This is a genomic window from Roseateles sp. (assembly GCF_047654805.1).
In the GTDB taxonomy this organism is placed as follows: domain Bacteria; phylum Pseudomonadota; class Gammaproteobacteria; order Burkholderiales; family Burkholderiaceae_C; genus Pelomonas.
The window spans coordinates 3889512-3906829 of the sequence record NZ_JASGIV010000001.1 but is presented as its reverse complement, the minus strand read 5'-3'; the positions used below and the strand labels follow the sequence as shown (position 1 = coordinate 3906829).

General features: G+C 66.5%; 17 protein-coding genes. 7 read left to right on the top strand and 10 right to left on the bottom strand.

Going from position 1 to position 17318, the window contains the following annotated elements; translation table 11 throughout:
- Positions 1–66: 66 nt before the first annotated feature.
- The 7 genes from QM732_RS17785 to QM732_RS17755 are packed head-to-tail and all read right to left on the bottom strand — an operon-like array spanning position 67 to position 6218.
- Positions 67–588: a TlpA family protein disulfide reductase gene (locus QM732_RS17785; protein ID WP_415657431.1), complete on the bottom strand. Its 522-nt coding sequence runs from the start codon at positions 586–588 to the stop codon at positions 67–69.
- Positions 585–1178 (bottom strand): hypothetical protein, encoded by a 594-nt coding sequence (locus QM732_RS17780; RefSeq protein ID WP_415657430.1) that lies wholly within the window; start codon positions 1176–1178, stop codon positions 585–587. Before QM732_RS17780 ends, QM732_RS17785 begins: the two co-directional genes overlap by 4 nt.
- Entirely contained in the window at positions 1175–1888 is a 714-nt protein-coding gene (gene mtgA, locus QM732_RS17775; RefSeq protein ID WP_415657429.1) for a monofunctional biosynthetic peptidoglycan transglycosylase, read from the bottom strand. The genes QM732_RS17780 and mtgA overlap by 4 nt, the downstream gene beginning before the upstream one ends.
- On the bottom strand, positions 1885–2724 hold the full coding sequence (aroE, locus tag QM732_RS17770; RefSeq protein WP_415657428.1) for a shikimate dehydrogenase: 840 nt from the start codon (positions 2722–2724) through the stop codon (positions 1885–1887). Before aroE ends, mtgA begins: the two co-directional genes overlap by 4 nt.
- The gene (locus tag QM732_RS17765; protein ID WP_415657427.1) at positions 2721–3575 is read right to left on the bottom strand and encodes an energy transducer TonB; all 855 of its coding nucleotides are present in this window, start codon (positions 3573–3575) and stop codon (positions 2721–2723) included. The genes aroE and QM732_RS17765 overlap by 4 nt, the downstream gene beginning before the upstream one ends.
- Position 3576: 1 nt before the next feature.
- Positions 3577–5610, bottom strand: a complete 2034-nt coding sequence (locus QM732_RS17760; protein WP_415657426.1) for a ribonuclease catalytic domain-containing protein — start codon at positions 5608–5610, stop codon at positions 3577–3579.
- A 17-nt stretch (positions 5611–5627) separates the two neighbouring features.
- Positions 5628–6218 (bottom strand): YqiA/YcfP family alpha/beta fold hydrolase, encoded by a 591-nt coding sequence (locus QM732_RS17755; protein WP_415657425.1) that lies wholly within the window; start codon positions 6216–6218, stop codon positions 5628–5630.
- A 115-nt stretch (positions 6219–6333) separates the two neighbouring features.
- On the opposite strand from QM732_RS17755, the gene QM732_RS17750 reads away from it, so the two are divergent.
- Together QM732_RS17750 and QM732_RS17745 are read left to right on the top strand one after the other, a co-directional pair.
- Entirely contained in the window at positions 6334–8994 is a 2661-nt protein-coding gene (locus QM732_RS17750; RefSeq protein ID WP_415657424.1) for a zinc-dependent metalloprotease, read from the top strand.
- 86 nt (positions 8995–9080) lie between these two features.
- On the top strand, positions 9081–9482 hold the full coding sequence (locus QM732_RS17745; protein ID WP_415657423.1) for a PaaI family thioesterase: 402 nt from the start codon (positions 9081–9083) through the stop codon (positions 9480–9482).
- 23 nt (positions 9483–9505) lie between these two features.
- Here QM732_RS17745 and mpl read toward each other — a convergent pair whose 3' ends face one another.
- The 3 genes from mpl to thiD are packed head-to-tail and all read right to left on the bottom strand — an operon-like array spanning position 9506 to position 13158.
- The gene (gene mpl / locus QM732_RS17740) at positions 9506–10873 is read right to left on the bottom strand and encodes a UDP-N-acetylmuramate:L-alanyl-gamma-D-glutamyl-meso-diaminopimelate ligase (protein WP_415657422.1); all 1368 of its coding nucleotides are present in this window, start codon (positions 10871–10873) and stop codon (positions 9506–9508) included.
- Between the two features lie 32 nt (positions 10874–10905).
- Positions 10906–12192: a glutamate-1-semialdehyde 2,1-aminomutase gene (gene hemL, locus QM732_RS17735; protein ID WP_415657421.1), complete on the bottom strand. Its 1287-nt coding sequence runs from the start codon at positions 12190–12192 to the stop codon at positions 10906–10908.
- 18 nt (positions 12193–12210) lie between these two features.
- A complete protein-coding gene (gene thiD, locus QM732_RS17730) occupies positions 12211–13158 on the bottom strand; it encodes a bifunctional hydroxymethylpyrimidine kinase/phosphomethylpyrimidine kinase (RefSeq protein ID WP_415657420.1) in 948 nt (315 codons plus the stop codon).
- A gap of 182 nt (positions 13159–13340) precedes the next feature.
- On the opposite strand from thiD, the gene QM732_RS17725 reads away from it, so the two are divergent.
- From QM732_RS17725 to QM732_RS17705, 5 genes are all read left to right on the top strand, one after another.
- Positions 13341–13493: a rubredoxin gene (locus QM732_RS17725; RefSeq protein WP_119043521.1), complete on the top strand. Its 153-nt coding sequence runs from the start codon at positions 13341–13343 to the stop codon at positions 13491–13493.
- Positions 13494–13554: 61 nt separating this feature from the next.
- Complete coding sequence (locus tag QM732_RS17720) at positions 13555–13944, top strand: response regulator (RefSeq protein ID WP_293501545.1); 390 nt, start codon at positions 13555–13557, stop codon at positions 13942–13944.
- 26 nt (positions 13945–13970) lie between these two features.
- Entirely contained in the window at positions 13971–14336 is a 366-nt protein-coding gene (locus QM732_RS17715; RefSeq protein WP_415657419.1) for a response regulator, read from the top strand.
- A 2-nt stretch (positions 14337–14338) separates the two neighbouring features.
- Positions 14339–14869, top strand: coding sequence for a chemotaxis protein CheW (locus tag QM732_RS17710; RefSeq protein WP_415657418.1), 531 nt, complete (start codon positions 14339–14341; stop codon positions 14867–14869).
- A 72-nt stretch (positions 14870–14941) separates the two neighbouring features.
- Positions 14942–17296, top strand: coding sequence for a methyl-accepting chemotaxis protein (locus QM732_RS17705; protein WP_415657417.1), 2355 nt, complete (start codon positions 14942–14944; stop codon positions 17294–17296).
- Positions 17297–17318: the final 22 nt, after the last annotated feature.

The following is a 17318-nucleotide window of genomic DNA, read 5'->3' as shown; positions in this document are numbered from 1 at the left end:
CACTAAATTGAGGAAGGGCGAACTTTACGCGTTTTGGCGCCGATTTCCCGCCGGATAGGGAAATTCTCAGTTTTTGATCAGCAGCCTCAGATCTTCCAGGCTGCTGACACCCAAACGGCGCCAACTGATCTCCCCGGTCTCGTCGAAGACCACGGAAAACGGCAAGCCGCCGGCCGGATTGCCCAGCTCGCGCACCAGTCCCAGGCCCTCTGGCCCGGCCAGGGCGACTGCGAAGTCCAGTGGAGCCTTCTGCAAAAAGGCCTTGACCGGCTCGGCCTGGTCTACCGCCAGGCCCAGCACCTGCCAACCCTGGCCCTTGGCCTCCTTATAGAACTGGTTGATTTCGGGCAGTTCCTTCACGCAGGGCGGGCACCAGGTGGCCCAGAAGTTAACAAGCAGCGGCCGGCCGCGCCAGCGGGCGACGGCCAGTTCTGTGCCGTCCAGGCCGGGGAAGCGCCGTGCCCAGAAGGCCTGCGCAGTGGCGGAAGCTTGCGGCGGGTGAAGCTGGCGCCAGGCGATGCCAGTGCCCAGGGCCGCGGCCCCAAGGCCGGCGCCGGTCAAGAGTAGGCGGCGAGTGAAGGGGCTCATTCGGAGAGGTCCAGCAAAGTCTGGAGGGCCGCCAGGTCGCCGCGCTCGGTCTGGCCGCGTGAATCGGGCTTGAGGGCGCCTCGCAGGTCGTCGAAGTCCAGGATGGTCAGGCACAGCGTCACCCGCTCGCCCAGGGCGGCGCAGGGGACGTCAAGTATGAGCATATCCACTGGCCGGCCTCGGCCCGCCGTAGTCTCGGCGACGTCGAAGCTCAAGCCGCGGTTGAGCAACTCGATCTCGGCGGCCTTGCTGTCGTCGCAGTAGAGCTGCAGGTGGACGTTGGACAGGCGCGTGGCCGTGCCGCGCCAGACAGCGCCGGCCAGATGGGGGCGAAATTCTGCCAAGCGTGCCATCCATTGGGCGGCAAGTTCACGCAAGGCGCGCAACTCGGCCGGCTGAGTGTCGGCGTGGAAGATGGCGATGTGCTCGCGCACGGCGTTCTCAACCTCGTCGTTGCCTGGCAGGGCGGCGCGCGGAGCTCCCAGATCTCGGGCGGCGCGCTGCTTGGCGGGGCCCCAGTCCATGCCCTCGTCGACGATGAGGCGGGCCGCCATCGCGGCGATCTCGGCGGCGATCTCGGCGCCACTCATGGCAACTGGGCGCCGTTCATGCGACCGGCGATGAGGCCGGCTCGGCCCATCACATAGGCCGACGCCGGCTGGCGCTCGAAGCGCTTGGGCGCTGGCAGCATCACCGCCAGTCGAGCGGCCTCGAAAGTGCCCAGGCGGGCTGCATCGACGCGGAAGTAGTGGCGTGCCGCGGCCTGAGCGCCGAACAGGCCTTCACCCCATTCGACATTGTTCAGGTAGATCTCGAGGATGCGGCGTTTGTCGAGCAGGTTTTCGAGCATCAGCGTCAGGACGAGTTCCTGGCCCTTGCGCAGCAGCGTGCGTTCGCCCGACAGGAACAGGTTCTTGGCCAGTTGCTGCGTGATCGTCGAGCCGCCGATGACCTTGGCCGTTCTGCCGCGCGCCTCCGCGCGGGCCTGTGCCTTCTCGTTCTTCTTCCAGGCGCCCTTTAGGGCGTCCCAATCGACGCCGCCATGCTCGGCGAAGGAGTCATCCTCGCTGGCGATGACGGCGCGCTTGAGCGTGGCAGGCAACTGGGCGTCGTCCACCCATTGCTGTGCCCAGGCGACCTGGTGCTTCTCGCCGAGCAGGCGCAAGGCCTCGCTGCGCTGGAAGCTGGTCGACTGTGGCGCGACAAAGCGCATCAATGCGATGCGGCCGGCAAACCAGAGTTGCAGGCACAGCACGGCCAGCAGCAGCACGGCGAGTAGCCGGCCGAGGTGGCGAGTCACGGTGTGGTCCCCAGTTCGGCGCGCAGGGCTGCCAGAACTGGCGCCGTGTCGGGGCGCACGCCGCGCCAGAAGAAGAAGGCTTCCGCGGCCTGTTCGACCAACATGCCCAGTCCATCGCGGGACTCGGCACCGTGGGCTGTCGCCCAGTCGAGGAAGCCCTGAGCCTTGGGGCCGTACATCATGTCCAGCGCCAGCGCGCCACGGGCCAACACATGGGGCTCCACCGGCGAGGTCGCTCCGGCTAGGCTGGTGCTGGTGGCGTTGACGACGACGTCCTGGTTCGCGGGCGCCTCGGCCAGCGTCGCTGCAGCCAACCTGACGCCCGAGGTGTGACCGAGATGTGCATGGTTGGCGACCAGCGCCTGGGCCTTGTCCACCGTGCGGTTGACGACGCAGATGCGCTCTGGGCGTGCCGCGATGAGGCTGCCCAGCACGCCGGCCGCCGCGCCGCCGGAGCCGACCAACAGCACCTGCAGGCCAGCAAGCGGGCGGCCGGCGTTGTGCTGGATATCGTTGACTAGGCCGGCGCCGTCGGTGTTGTCGCCCGCCCAGCCGTCAGCGTCGAAGCGTAGCGTGTTGACGGCACCGCCCAACTGCGCGCGCTCGGTACGTCTGGCAGCCAGGACAAAGGCATCGAACTTGAAGGGCACCGTAATGTTGCAGCCCTTCGCGCCCGCTGCCGCAAAGGCGCGCAGCGTGGACTCGAAGCCGTCAAGCGGCGCCAGCAGACGTTCATAGGCCAGCCGCTGCCCGGTCTGCGCCGCAAACATTGCGTGGATGGCCGGCGAGCGGCTGTGCTCGACGGGGTTGCCGACCACCGCATATCTATCAGTCATGGGTTCTGTCCGGTCAGGGTCGCTTCCAGCCCTTCGTCGCGTGTGAACTTGAAGCGTGAGGTGATGACCAGCACTTCGGCGCCGCGCAGCATCTCGGCGCTGAAATTGCCGAAGGGCGAGGCCGCTTGCACGATGGCGACGGCGCGTCGGTCCAGCGTCGCGTTGCCGCTGGAGGCCACGATCTCTGTCTCGATGACGCGGCCCCTGTGGTCGATGTGGATGTTCATCGTCAGCTCGCCGTAGAGCTTCTTGCCACGTGACTCAGGAAAGTCGCGCGTGCCGCGCTCTTCGATGCGACGGCGCAGGCCATCGTAGTACTGCGCGTAGACGACCTCGCGCGTGGCCGGGCTGACGTAGCGCTTCTTCGGCCGAGCATTCTCGGCGTTGACTCGCTTCTCGATCTCGGCGAGCAGCTCGACAAGCTGGCGGCGCTTCTCGGCCAACGCGCGCTCGGCTGCGTCGCTTTTCTCACGCTTGGGATCGGGCGGCGGCAGTAGTGCCAGCTCCCGCCTCACCTGCGTCAGCAACTGCTGCTGCTGACGCTGCAACTGGGCGATCTGCGAGCTTTGCGCCTCGGCCGAATCGCCCATCTCGCTGTGACGCGCAGGCGGCAGGGGCGACGTGGCGCGGCCGGCCTCAAGGCTACCGCCGCCAGCGAGGTTGGCCTGAGCCAGGGCCGCCGCCTTGGTTGGCGCCTCGTTGGAGCGTGTATTGACGAGGATGACCTCCAGCGGTGTGTCCTGGAAGATGCGGTTGAAGGCCTCGGGCGCCGCGATGCGCAGGCTCAGCAGCGCCCCATGGACGCCGAGCGAGAACGCGAGCGCGATCTGTAGCGTGCTCGGCCGGCGCATCTCAGCCCAGGGGGGCGGCCGGCTCGGCCTCGCCGGCACCGTCGTTCAGGTCGATGGCCAGCGCGATAGGGGCCGCAGCGGCTTCGAGTTCGTCCTCGTCGCTGTCTGGTTCCTCGGCCGCCGCGGCTTCGTCCAGGCGTTCGATCAGTGTCGCGTGCACGTCCAGCGTCATCTCGTCGAGGCCGGTGATGCGGACCTTCACGTGGCTGCCGCGCGGCAGGCTCTCGCAGCCCAGGGCCTTGAAGACCAGCGGCAGTTCGTCGGCGCGCACCAGACCTTCCTTCATGACGGCGGCAGTGAGTTCGGTGACGCCGTTCTGCTGCAGCCAGCGCAGCGTCCAGAAGCGCTCGATGCCGTTCTGGAAACCGTTGTAGGCTGCGTAGGCGGACTCGAAACCCGAGATGATAGAGAACAGCTGCGCATCCTTGGGCTTGAAGGGCGCGGCCAGCGCTGCCGTCTTGCCATGGCGGGCGCAGGCAATGATCTGCCACTGGTTCACTAGGTCCACGTAGCGGCGCAGCGGCGACGTGGCCCAGGTGTACTGCGCCACGCCCATGCCTGCATGCGGCAGAGCCTTGACGCCCATGCGTACCTTGATGCCCGGCGCCAGGCTGGCCTGGCTGCGGTAAATGCCGGGCAAGCCCAGCTCGGCCAGCCAGCCGCCCCAGGCGGAGTTGGCCATGATCATGGCCTCGGCCACGATGAGGTCCAGCGAACTGCCGCGGGCGCGCACGCCGATTTCGATGGACTCGCTGCCGTCAGGTGCTTCAATGCGCTCGCCGGCGAGGCGGAAGTTGTAGTCCGGGCGGTTGAAGTTCTCGGGCTTGCCGCGCACAACTTCGCGCTGTGCCTTCAAATGCTTGGCCAGACGCCAGGCAAAGGCCAGCTCGGGCGCGAAGGCGTAGTCGGCTGACGCCTCACCGGACAGCGTGGCATCGGTGACGATGCCGTCCAGCTTGTCGTGACGCAGGTTGGCGGCGATAGGCACGCGCTCCAGTTTGGTTTCGCGCGACTTGACCTCGAATGTCGCCTCGTCCAGCGTGAAGTAGATTGATACCGCCGGACAGTCGCGACCTTCGATCAGCGTGTAGGCCTGCACGACGTCATCGGGCAGCATTGTGATCTTCCAGCCCGGCATGTAGACAGTGGACAGGCGCTCGCGTGCCACCTTGTCTACGGCCGAGTCCGGCGTGATGGCCAGGCCCGGCGCCGCGATGTGTACGCCGAAGATCACGGTGCCGGTGCCCAGGCCCTGCACGGAGAGGGCATCGTCGATCTCCGTGGTCTGCGAGTCGTCGACGGAAAAGGCGCGCACGGGCGCGAGAGGCAGCGCTTCCTTGATCTCGGGCGGGGCAAGGGCCGGGAAGCCTGTGCCTTTTGGGAAGTTCTCGAACAGGAAGCGCTTCCAGTGGAACTGGTACGCGCTGGTGATGGCGCCGGCTGCCTGCAGCAGGTCCAGCGGCGCCTTGTGCGAACGCTTGCTGGCCTCGACGACGGCTTTGTACTCGGGGCCGTTCTTGTCGGGCTTGAAGAGGATCTTGTAGATCTGGTCCTGAATTGGCTGGGGGCAGGCGCCCTTCGCCAACTCCTCGGCCCATGCCTCGATCTGCAACTGCTGCTGGCGCTTGCGCTCGATGCCCAGCAATGCAGCCTTGACTGTCTCCTCGGGCGCCTTCTTGAACTGGCCTTTGCCCGCGCGGCGGAAATAGTGCGGCGCATCGAAGAGGCGAAAGAGGGCAGCGGCCTGCTGCACGACGCCGGCTGATGCCGAGAAGTAGTCCCGTGCAAGGTCGGCGAAGCCGAACTCGCCCTCGGGCGCGAATTCCCAGGCGAGATCGAGGTCGATCTCGTCGGCCAGCTTGCGGGCCTCGGCCAGCAACATGGCTGGCGCTGGCTGCTCGAACTTCAGCAGCGCGTTGGCGGACTTCACCTTGACCCGCTTGCCCGAGTCCAGTTCCACCTGCAGCGAGGCGTCGGCCTCGGACATCACCCGGCCGGCGAGGAATTTCCCGGCGTCATCAAACAGCACAAACATAGGCGGGCGATTGTCCCTTACGCCAGCAAGTGCCCGACGATGCCCGCCAGGTGGTCCTCGAAGTCCGTCAGGGCATGGTCGCCGCCCTCGAGTACTTCGCCGTCGCAGCCGGAGTAGCGTGCCAGCATCTCGCGCCAGTCCAGCAGTTCGTCGCCCTTGGCGATCAGGGCGTAATAGCGCGCCGGGTTCGTCAGTCGCATCGGCGGCGACAGGCCGGCGAGCTCGGCCACGTGCTGTTCCGTGAAGTCGAACTGCAGTGCGGGGTCGTGCCAGGCGGTCAGCGTGCCGATGTGGCGCGACAGGTCTCGCGCCGGGTCTATGGCCGGGTTCAGCACCACTACGCGCCAGCCGCGACGGGCGCGCTGCTCGGCCAGCGACGTGGCGTAGAAGCCGCCCAGCGAGCTGCCGATGACGGCGGCGCCCTGAGCCGGCCAGCCTGCGACGATGTCTGCCACAAGGTCCATGGCGGCCAGCGGGGAAGGTGGTAACTGCGGGCAGGCGAAGACCAGGTCCGGCTGCCCGGCGGCCCAGGCCGCCATGCGGCGTGCCTTGGCCGAGGCCGGCGACGAGCGAAAGCCGTGCAAATAGAGCAGATGTGTGAGTTCCATGACGGAAGTTTTGAGCCGAGCTTTGTGCCCCCCGCGACGGGGGTGGATTTGAATTGACGCGAGTGTCGCCGCCCGCCACAGTCCCTGCCTTTTCCTTTCCTCGGACCCGTTACCCATGATTCCGACGCCCCGCACCGCCCTGGCCACCGCCATCCTGTTCGCGCTCGCCGCGGCCGCTCAAGCCCAGACCCCGCCCAACGGCGCCGCTTCCGCGCCCCCCGCTGCTGCCGCCGCTGCCGCCGCTGCCGCAGCCGCCCCCAAGCCATTTGCCGATGTCATCAAGGGCGCCAAGGAGCAGCCCGGCCTGTTCCCGATATGGCGCAAGGACGAGAAGGTCTGGATCGAGATCCCAAAGGAAGCCTTCAACAAGCCCTTCCTGTTCAGCGTCAACGTCGCCAACTCGATCGGCGAACGTGGCCTGTACGCCAGCCAGATGCTCGGTGATGAGTTGGCCGAGTGGCGCCGTGTCGGCAATCAGGTGCAGCTGATTGCGCTGAACACCAAGTTCCGCTCCGACAACGCCGCCAGCAAGCTGGCGCTCGAGCAGGCCTTCTCGCCTAGCCTGATCGCCGGCACTCCGGTGGCCAGCGCTGAGCACCCGGACCGCAAGTCGGTGCTGGTTGATGCCAGCGGTCTGCTGCTGGGTGATATCCCCGGCTACTCCACGCGCCTGGAGGCTGCCTACCGCCTGCCCTACGCGCCCGACCGCGCCAACTCCTACATCGAGGCAACGCGTGCCGACGCCCAGATCTCGACCCTGACCTCACGCGTGCACTTCGCCACGCCGCGTATCCCGGCACCCTCGCTGGTGCCCACGCCCGTGCCGATGCCGACGCCGCCGCAGGCCACGCCGGATCCGCGCTCGATGTTCTTCAGCTTCGTCTACAACTTCCGTGCGCTGCCGGAAACGCCCGCCGCGATCCGCCACGCCGACCCGCGGCTGGGGCACTTCATGGAGAGCTACAGCAACCTTGGCGACGACATCAAGGCCAACCCGCGCGTGCACATGATCGCGCGCTGGCGCCTGGAGAAGAAGGACCCGAGCGCTGCCCTGTCCGAGCCGGTGCAGCCCATCGTCTACTGGATGGACAAGAACATCCCTGCTAAGTACCGCGAGTCGGTCAAGGCCGGCATCGAGGAATGGAACAAGGCCTTCGAGAAGATCGGTTTCAAGGGTGCGGTCGTGGCCAAGCAACAGCCCGATGACGCCGACTGGGACAACATGGACTCGACGCACGCGTCTGTGCGCTGGTTCACCGGCGCCGACGTGGGCTTCGCCATCGGCCCGAGCAACAAGGATCCGCGCACCGGTGAAATCCTGGACGCTGATATCGGCATGAGCGACGTCTTCGGCCGTGGCTCGCGTCGCCTGGCTGCCGACGACGTGCTGCCCGGCGGCCTGCAGCCCACCACCAGTTGGATGGGCGAGCGCAGCGTGCATCTGACCGAGCAGCAATGCAGCTACATGGCCGACCAGGCCCATGAGTTCGGCTTCGCGCTGGATCTGCTGGCCTTGCGCGACGGCCTGGACATGGATGGCCCAGAGGCCGAGGCGCTGGCCCAAGCCGTCATCAAGGACGTGGTCATGCACGAGGTGGGCCATACGCTGGGCCTCAAGCACAACTTCAAGTCGTCCACGACGGTCACTCAAGCCCAGCTGAAGGACAAGGCCTTCACCGACGCCCACGGCATTTCCAACTCGGTGATGGACTACAACGCCTACAACCTGCCGCTCAAGGGCGAGGCCAAGACCACCGTCACCAACACGACGCTGGGTGCCTACGACTACTGGGCGATCGAGTACGCCTACAAGCCCATCCCGGCCGAACAGGAAGCTGCCGAGCTCGCCCGTATTGCGGCCCGCTCGACCGAGCCGCTGCTGGCCTACGGCGACGACTTCGACCAGGGCGTTGGTGGCCCCTATGACGGCTTCGACCCGCGCAGCAACCAGCGCGACCTCGGCGACGATCCGCTGGCCTATGCCAAGAAGCGCCTCAAGCTCAGCCAGGAGCTGTGGGAACGCGTGCAGTCGCGTCCGGCCGCCGTGGGTGACGACCCGTTGCGCAACCGTCGCTCCATCGCCGAGTCCTTCCGCCAGATGGGCATGACGGCCAACAACGTCAGCAAGTACGTCGGCGGCATGTATGCCGAGCGCGTGGTGCCGGGCGTCACCAGCGGCCCGGCCTTCAAGCCGGTGGAGAACGCGCAGCAGCGTGAGGCCCTGCGCTTCATCGCCAGCGGCCTGTTGTCCAGCGACTCGTTCAAGTTCAAGCCCGAGTTCCTGGTCACGCAGACGCTGGACTACAACGAGTGGGACCGTGGCCTGCCGCTGTCCATTCCTGACGCCGTCGCTGCAGTGCAGGGGCGCGTGCTGGACCGGCTGATGTCTGCCAACACGGCTCGCCGCCTTATCGAGCAGGGCGCTTACCTGCCCGAGGCCCAGCGCAAGGGCGCGGTGTCGCTCAGCGAGGTCTACGGTGCACTGCAGGGTGCGATCTTCAGCGAGCTCAAGACCGGCGCCGAGATTGACCGCATGCGCCGTAGCCTGCAGCGTGAGTATCTGAAGCGCTTGCAGGCCCAACTGAATCGCTCGACCAACGGTGCGACCGTCTATGCCGACGCGTTCTCGATGGCACGCTGGCACGCCAACCTGCTGGCCAACGACCTGCGCGCGGCCGCGGCCAAGCCGGGGCTGTCGGTCGAGACCAGGGCCCATGTGGTCGAGATGCAGGACATGCTGAACTCGATGCTGAAGGCATCTCTGACGCGCAGCTGAACGCTACCGTTTCAGCCCCAAGGCCGGCCGCTGAGTCGGCCTTTTTCATGCTCGCTAGCATGCGGGCTTGTGATCAAGGAAGCCCCATGAGCAGCGTGCCCGCACCCTCACCCTATCTCCCCGACCACCTCGGGATCGTCGTCACCCGCAATGCGGGCGGCGAGGTGCAGGGTGAGATGCCGGTGACGCAGCAGCTGATGGCGCCCAACGGTTTCCTGCATGCCGGCAGCGTTGTCACGTTGGCAGATAGCTGTGCCGGCTATGGCTGCATGGCCCATCTGCCGACGGGCGCCGTGGGTTTTACGACCGTGGAGTTGAAGTCCAACTTCCTTGGGACCGCGCGTGACGGCACGGTGGATTGTGCGGCGCGGCTGGTGCACGGCGGACGCACCACGCAGGTCTGGGATGCGGTGGTGACGCATCGAGAGACCGGCAAGACGATGGCCCTGTTCCGGTGCACGCAGATGGTGTTGTACGGGAAGGGCTGACCGCGGCTCGCCGGCCGCGACCGTCAGGCTCGGGCAGCCAAGCCTTTCAAGAGCTTGTCGTGAATGCCGCCAAAGCCGCCGTTGCTCATGCACAGGAGATGGTCGCCAGGCTTTGCGGCCTTGACGACGGCGGCCACTAGCGCATCGACATCCACTCCGACGAAGGCCTGCGCACCCATGGGGCCTAGCGCCTCCTTTGCGTCCCAGCTCAGCCCCTGCTGGTTGCAGAAGGCCAGATCGGCCTCTTCCAGGGCCCAGGGCAACTGCGCCTTCATGGTGCCTAGTTTCATCGTGTTGGAGCGCGGCTCGAAGATGGCCAGGATACGCTCGGCCGGCGCGATGCGGCGACGCAGCCCGTTGATGGTGGTGCGAATGGCCGTCGGGTGGTGGGCGAAGTCGTCGTAGACCCTCACGCCGCCCACCTCGCCGCGCAGTTCCATGCGGCGGCGCACGTTCTGGAAGTCGGCCAACGCGGCGGCGGACTGCTCGGGCGTCACGCTCACATGCTCGGCCGCCGCGATGGCCGCTAGCGCGTTGAGCTGGTTGTGCTCGCCGATCAAGCTCCACTCGACGCGGGCGACCTTCAGGCCGCCGCGCAGCACGTCGAAGGACTGCGGCTCGCCGCGGGCGCGCAGCATGCCGGCCTCTTCCTTCTTGGCGCCGAAGCGCTGCACCTCGCTCCAGCAGCCGCGCGCAATGACGCGCTGCAACGCCTCCTCGCGGGCGTTGACGACCAACCGGCCGCTGGCCGGCACGGTACGCACAAGGTGGTGGAACTGTGTCTCGATGGCAGCCAGGTCCGGGAAGATATCGGCGTGGTCGTGCTCGAGGTTGTTCAGGATGGCCGTGCGTGGGCGGTAGTGCACGAACTTGCTGCGCTTGTCGAAGAAGGCGGTGTCGTACTCGTCGGCTTCGATGACGAAGGGCGAACCCTTGCCGAGGCGCGCCGACACGCCGAAGTTCTGCGGCACGCCGCCTACCAGGAAGCCGGGCATTAGGCCCGCGTGCTCCAGGATCCACGCGAGCATCGATGTCGTGGTCGTCTTGCCATGCGTGCCGGCCACCGCAAGCACATGGCGACCCTGCAGCACATGCTCGGCCAACCATTGCGGGCCGGAGGTGTAGGGCAGGCCGGCGTCGAGGATGGCTTCCATCAGCGGGAAGCGCTCGCCGCGCGTGACGACGTTGCCGATGACGAAGACGTCCGGCTTGAGCTCAAGCTGCTCCGCGCCGAAGCCGGTAATGAGCTCGATGCCTAGCGCCTCGAGCTGCGTGCTCATGGGCGGGTAGACGTTGGCGTCGCAACCGGTCACGCGGTGGCCGGCCTCGCGCGCAAGTGCCGCCAAGCCGCCCATGAAGGTGCCGCAGATTCCGAGGATGTGGAGGTGCATGTCGGGATCGCTCCCGAAGGAGCGCCTCTGGTTCAGCGCAAGGCGGTGCGCGCGGCCGCGAGGGTGGCGTGGATGTCGGCCTGAGTGTGGGCTGCCGACACAAATCCTGCCTCGTACAAGGCCGGAGCAAGATAGATGCCGGCATCCAGCATCGCGTGGAAGAAGCTGTTGAAGCGCTCCTTGTCCGTCGTCATGACCGTCGTGTAGTTTTGCGGCAGCTCCGGCAGAAGGAAGAAGCCAAACATGCCACCCTCGCAGTCAGCGCTGAAGGGCACGCCGTTCTCGGCGGCGACGGACTTCAGGCCATCGACGAGCTGGCGCGTGCTGGCTGACAGTGCCTCGAAGAAGCCGGGCTTCTGGATCTCGCGCAGCGTTGCCAGGCCGCAGGCCGTGGCCACCGGATTGCCCGACAGGGTGCCGGCCTGGTAGACACCGCCCAGCGGCGCCAGGTGTTGCATGACCTCGCGCTTGGCGCCGAAGGCTGCCAACGGCATGCCGCCGCCGATGACCTTGCCGAAAGTCGAGATGTCGGGCGCGAAGCCTGGGATCAGTCCGGCGTAGTGAGCCTGCGCCGAGCCCAGGCCGACGCGGAAGCCCGTCATGACTTCGTCCAGCACAAGCAGAGCGCCATGCTGCGTGCACAGGCGGCGTAGCGCGGTCATGAAAGGCACCGAGGCGCGCACGAAATTCATATTGCCAGCGATGGGCTCGATGATGACGCAAGCCAGTTCGTGGCCAGCTTCGGCGAACGCAGCCTCCAACTGTTCGACGTTGTTGTACTCAAGGACCAGTGTGTCCGCCGCCGAGCCGGGCGTGACGCCTGCGCTGGTGGGGTGGCCGAAAGTGGCCAGGCCCGAGCCGGCCTTCACAAGCAGCGCGTCGGTGTGACCGTGGTAGCAGCCCTCGAACTTGATGAACTTGTGTCGACCGGTGGCGCCGCGTGCCAGCCTGATGGCGCTCATGGTCGCTTCGGTGCCGGAACTAACCAGGCGCACCTGGTCCATGCTGGGCACCAGTTTCAGGATCTCTTCGGCCAGCTCGATCTCGCGCTCGGTCGGCGCGCCGAAGGAGAAGCCCTCTGTAGCGGCCTTCTGCACGGCCTCCAGCACGGCCGGGTGACCGTGGCCCAGGATCATGGGGCCCCAGGAGCCGATGTAGTCGATGTAACGCTTGCCTTCGGCATCGACGATGTAGGCGCCCTCGCCTCGGGCGATGAAGCGCGGCGTGCCGCCGACGGCGCGGAAGGCGCGCACGGGAGAGTTCACACCGCCGGGGATGACGCGGGCGGCGCGCTCGAAGAGCTCGGAATTGCTGGCCATGGGAAGGGAATTTGGAGATCAGTGCATGCGCCGCGGCGTCTTGGGCGGCTGCTCGGGTTCGGGGTCGGGCTCGAAGTCGGGCGGCTCGCCGCCTTCCTCGTCCGCCGCTGGTAGGGCCCAGAAGAAGCGGTCGGGGATGACGTTGCCCATGCCGGGGCGAAAGCCCGCATCCAGCGACTGGTCGAGGAAGGAAAGTGCCTCGCTGACGGCCGAGTGCAGCTCGGCGCCCACCGACAACAGCGCTGCCAGCGCTGCCGACAATGTGTCGCCGGCACCGACGAAGGCGGTCTCGAAGCGCTCGAACTTCTCGCCGGTGATGGGCCCTTGCGCGTTCGCCAGCACATTGTCCACGTACTGGTTGGGCAGTTGCACGCCGGTCACCAGCACATGCTGGGCGCCGGCCTGCGCGGCGGCTACGGCCAACTCGCGCGCTGAGGGGCTGCGCTCGCTGTCCCAGTCGGGCAGCAGGAAGTCGGTCATGGTCTTGTGGTTGCCCACCAGCACGGCCGTCTGCGGCAGCACCAGCTCGCGCAGTGCGTCCAGGTAGCTCTGCTGCTCGTCCTCGTCGATCCAGGCGACTGAGGGCAGATAGGTTACCAGCGGAACGTCCGGGTAGTCGCTGAGCACCTCGGCCACGGCACTGACCGCTTCGGCGTTGCCGAGGAAGCCGACCTTCCAGGCGGTGATTGGTACGTCCTCCAGGATGTGGCGAGCCTGTTCGGCGACGGTGTCGGCGTCGAGGTTCTCGTGTTCGAAGACCTCGGCGGTGTCGCGCAGCACGACCGCAGTGACCACGGGCAGGCAGTGGGCGCCCATGGCGGCGATGGTGGCGACGTCGCCGGCCAGGCCGCCAGCGCCGGAGGCGTCACTGGCGTTGAAGCTCAGCACGCAAGCCGGCGGGGGGCTTTCCTGCTCGTCTTGGGGGGCATCGACCTCTGGGTCGGCGGGATGGGGTGTTGGGCTCATGGGGAAGTCATGGCGGGCGCGGCCGAGGAGCTGCCGCAAAGCGTGGAGTCTGCCGCTAAAAGGGCGTTTCCGAGGCCCTGGGCACAGGCGTTTGCCCTCAGCATTGCGCTCTCGGGCCCTGGCTAGAATGATTTGATTGTAGTGAGCAAACTCTAAGCACCGTGAGCGAACCCAGTACCTGGATGTGCCTGATCTGTGGATGGATCTATGACGAAGCCACGGGCGATCCCGAGCATGGCATTGCGCCCGGCACGGCTTGGGCCGATGTCGACATGAACTGGACCTGCCCGGACTGCGGCGCGCGCAAGGAAGATTTCGAGATGGTGCGCATCTGACCCTGCCTCACAGGCGGCCGAACGGGCCTGGCCTCGAGCTGAAGTTCCCAGGAGACGACGTTTGAACGAGCAAGTTTCCGGTGCGGGACCCACCCGCATCCTGGTCATCGACGACAGCAACACCATCCGCCGCAGTGCGGAGATCTTCCTGAAGCAGGGCGGTCACGAGGTGGCCCTGGCCGAGGATGGCTTCGATGCGCTGGCCAAGCTGGGCGACTTCCATCCCGATCTCGTGTTCTGCGACATCCTGATGCCGCGTCTGGACGGTTACCAGACCTGCGCCATCATCAAGCGCAACCCGCAATTCTCGGGAGTGCCGGTGATCATGCTGTCGTCAAAAGACGGTCTCTTCGACAAGGCCCGCGGCCGTATGGTGGGCTCGCAGGACTACCTGACCAAGCCCTTCACCAAGGATCAGTTGCTTCAGGCTGTGCTGCAGCACCGGCCCTGAGAAGCGCCTACCGAGAGAGACCCGCCATGAGCATTCACAACATCCTGCTGGTTGACGATTCCAAGACCGAACTCCATGTGCTGTCGGAGATGCTGACCAAACGCGGCTTCAGCGTGCGTACGGCCGAGAATGGTGAAGAGGCGCTCAAGCGACTGGCCGAAGGCAAGCCCGACCTGATCCTGATGGATGTCGTCATGCCCGGCCAGAACGGCTTCCAACTGACCCGCGCCATCACGCGCGACGAGCGTTACGCTGGCGTGCCTGTCATCATGTGCACGAGCAAGGGTCAGGAGACCGACAAGGTCTGGGGGATGCGCCAGGGTGCCAGCGACTACGTCGTCAAGCCCGTCAAGGCCGAAGAGTTGTTGGCCAAGATCAAGGCCCTCGGCTGAACATGGCGAACAAGACGGCACTCCGCGAGCTTCAGCAGCGTCTGGCCGAGCGCATGCAGGCCGCGCGGGAGCAGACGCTGATAGCGAACTGGCTGGCGGTGGAATGTGCCGGTGTCGGCCTGCTGTTTTCGTTGAAGCAGGCCAGCGAGATCTTCGCGCCTGTGCCCATCAAGCCCGTGCCGTATGCCAAGCCATGGTTGGCCGGCGTGGCGAATCTGCGTGGCGGCCTGTTTACGGTGGTCGACCTGGCTGTGTATCTCGGCCTGCGTGATCCTGCGCCCGGCCGTGCCGTGCCGGCGCAGAGTCGCCTGGTGTCGCTGGGTAGCGAGCTGAACCTGAACTGTGCGCTGTTGGTGGACCGCTTGGCTGGTCTGCGGAGTGACGACCAATTGCCGCTGGCCGCCCAGCAGCCGTCGGGGCCGCTGCCGCGTTTCGCTGGCGCACTGCGTCGCGACGAGGCCGGCCGCCAATGGCAAGAGATCGATCTCGAGGCGTTGTCGCGGCAGGAGAACTTCTTGCACATCGTCGCTTGATGGGCGCTCCATTTCCAAGCTTCAAGCCGCGCGTGAACGCGGACATCGCAAACACTGAAGGACGAGGGTGAGATGAGCCTGCTGGACAAATTCAGGGGAAAGTCCGAAGCCGATGAGCAGCCGCTGGCGCCGCCGGAAAGTGCCGACACGACCATCGATTCGCGCACTAACGCCGGCTTCGATGCCAGCCGTAATCCCGACTCCACCCTCGTCGGCGGCGAGATCCCCACGCGTGCGGAGATGCCATCGATCATTTCGCAGGCCCTGCCATCCGAGCCAGGCCCGATCAGCGAGTTTCCTCCCAGCAACACGATGGGCTTCGCGCCGACGACGCAGGCGGCCGACCCCACCCAACTGCCGCCCCCGGCTGCTCCCGGCGCCGGGAAGCTGGGCGAGTTCTTCGGCCGCCACCGCCAGCAAGTGCTGACTGCACTCGTGGCCCTGGGCTTCATCGGCACCGCAGTCTCCGTCAGCCTGGTGCTGGTGTCGTCCAACCGCAGCGCCGCCCAGGTGCGCGCCTCCGGCCAGGCGCTGATGCATTCGCAGCGCATGGCCAAGTCCGTGTCCGCGGCACTGGTCGGCAACCCGACAGCCTTCGCTGAGCTTCGCGAGTCGGTCAGCACGTTGAGCGGTGTCGTCAACAACCTGCGCACCGGCGAAGGCGACCTGACTATCGCGCCGGCCGCAGTGCAGCCGACGCTAGAGTCGCTGACACCGCTGGTCGAACGCGCCGAGAAGAATGGTAAGGTCGTGCAGGCTCAGGAAAAGATCCTGACCCAGGTGGGCCAGGCGCTGCGCGCCATCAACCGCCAGTCCAGCGACCTGCTGGAGAGCGCCGAAGCGGTGTCGTCCCAGGCGTTGCAGATCGGTTCGTCCGCGGGAGAGGTCTCGGCGGTGGGGCAGTTGGTCATGCTGACCCAGCGCATCGGCAAGAGCGCCAACGAGTTCCTGACCCAGGAAGGTGTTAGCCCCGAAGCCGTGTTCCTGCTCGGCAAGGACTTGAACTCCTTCAAGCTCATTACCGAGGCCCTGATCAGCGGTAGTCCCGAGCTGCGCCTGAACGCCGCACGCGATCCGCAACTGAAGGAACGCCTGCAGACCCTGCTCAAGCAGTACGAGCAGACCCGTACCCAGGCCTCCGCCATTCTGGGGAACCTGCAAGGACTTGTGTCCGCCCGCGAAGCGCAGACGGCCATCCTGAACGACTCCGAACCGTTGCGCAAAGGCCTGGAGCAGGTCGCCGGCGAATTGGAGAAGTCCGGCGGTGCCGGCTGGGGCTTGAGTCTGCTGCTGGCACTGTCACTGCTGGCTCTGGTTGTCGGTGCGGGTGGTTTCCTGCGCCTCTTCGTGGCCGACCAGTCCGAACGCGCCGCGCTCGCCGAGGCACAGCGTCGCGAGGCCGAGGCTCAGGAGCAGGAGGCCAAGCGCGTGAATGACGCCAACCAGGCGGCCATTCTGCGGTTGATGAACGAGCTGGCCAGCGTCGCAGAGGGCGACCTGACGCAGCAGGCGACGGTGACGGAAGACATCACCGGCGCAATCGCCGACTCCGTGAACTACACGGTGGAGGAGTTGCGGACTCTGGTTGGCCAAGTGCAGGCCACTGCGGCCCGGGTGACAGACACGACCGGTGCGGTGGACCAGACTTCTACCGATCTGCTGGCAGCCTCCAAGGAGCAACTGCACGAGATTCGCGCGACTGGTGAGGCCGTGCTGGGCATGGCGAATCGAATCACCGAGGTTTCCGCTCAGGCGCAAACGACCGCCGAGGTGGCGCGCCAGAGCCGTCAGGCCGCCGAGCAGGGCCTGTCCGCGATGCAGAACAACATCGCAGGCATGAACGCGATCCGCGACTCCATTCAGGAGACCTCCAAGCGCATCAAGCGTCTTGGCGAGTCTTCACAGGAAATTGGCGAGATCACGGAGCTGATCTCGGACATTACCGAGCAGACCAACGTGTTGGCCCTGAACGCAGCCATCCAGGCCGCGTCCGCTGGCGAAGCCGGCCGCGGCTTCTCGGTGGTGGCGGAAGAGGTGCAGCGCTTGGCAGAACGCTCCGGCGACGCGACACGCCGGATCGCCGCGCTGGTCAAGACCATTCAGACCGACACACACGACGCCGTGGCTGCTATGGAGCGCTCGACACGCGGTGTGGTGGAGGGCACGCAGCTGTCCGACGCGGCCGGCAAGGCGCTGGAAGACATCGACAGCGTGTCGCGCCAACTGGACCAACTGATTGTGCGCATCTCCTCGCAGGCCCAGCAGGAGGCTGCGCACGCCAACGACGTGGCTTCGAACATCCAGCACATCTTTGCCGTGACCGAACAGACCTCAGAGGGCACGCGCTCTACCGCCCAGATGGTGCATGAGCTCTCCCGCTCGGCCGAGGCGCTGCGCACGTCAGTGTCCCGATTCAAGGTCGCCTGACCGGCGCCCCCGCACACCGCAC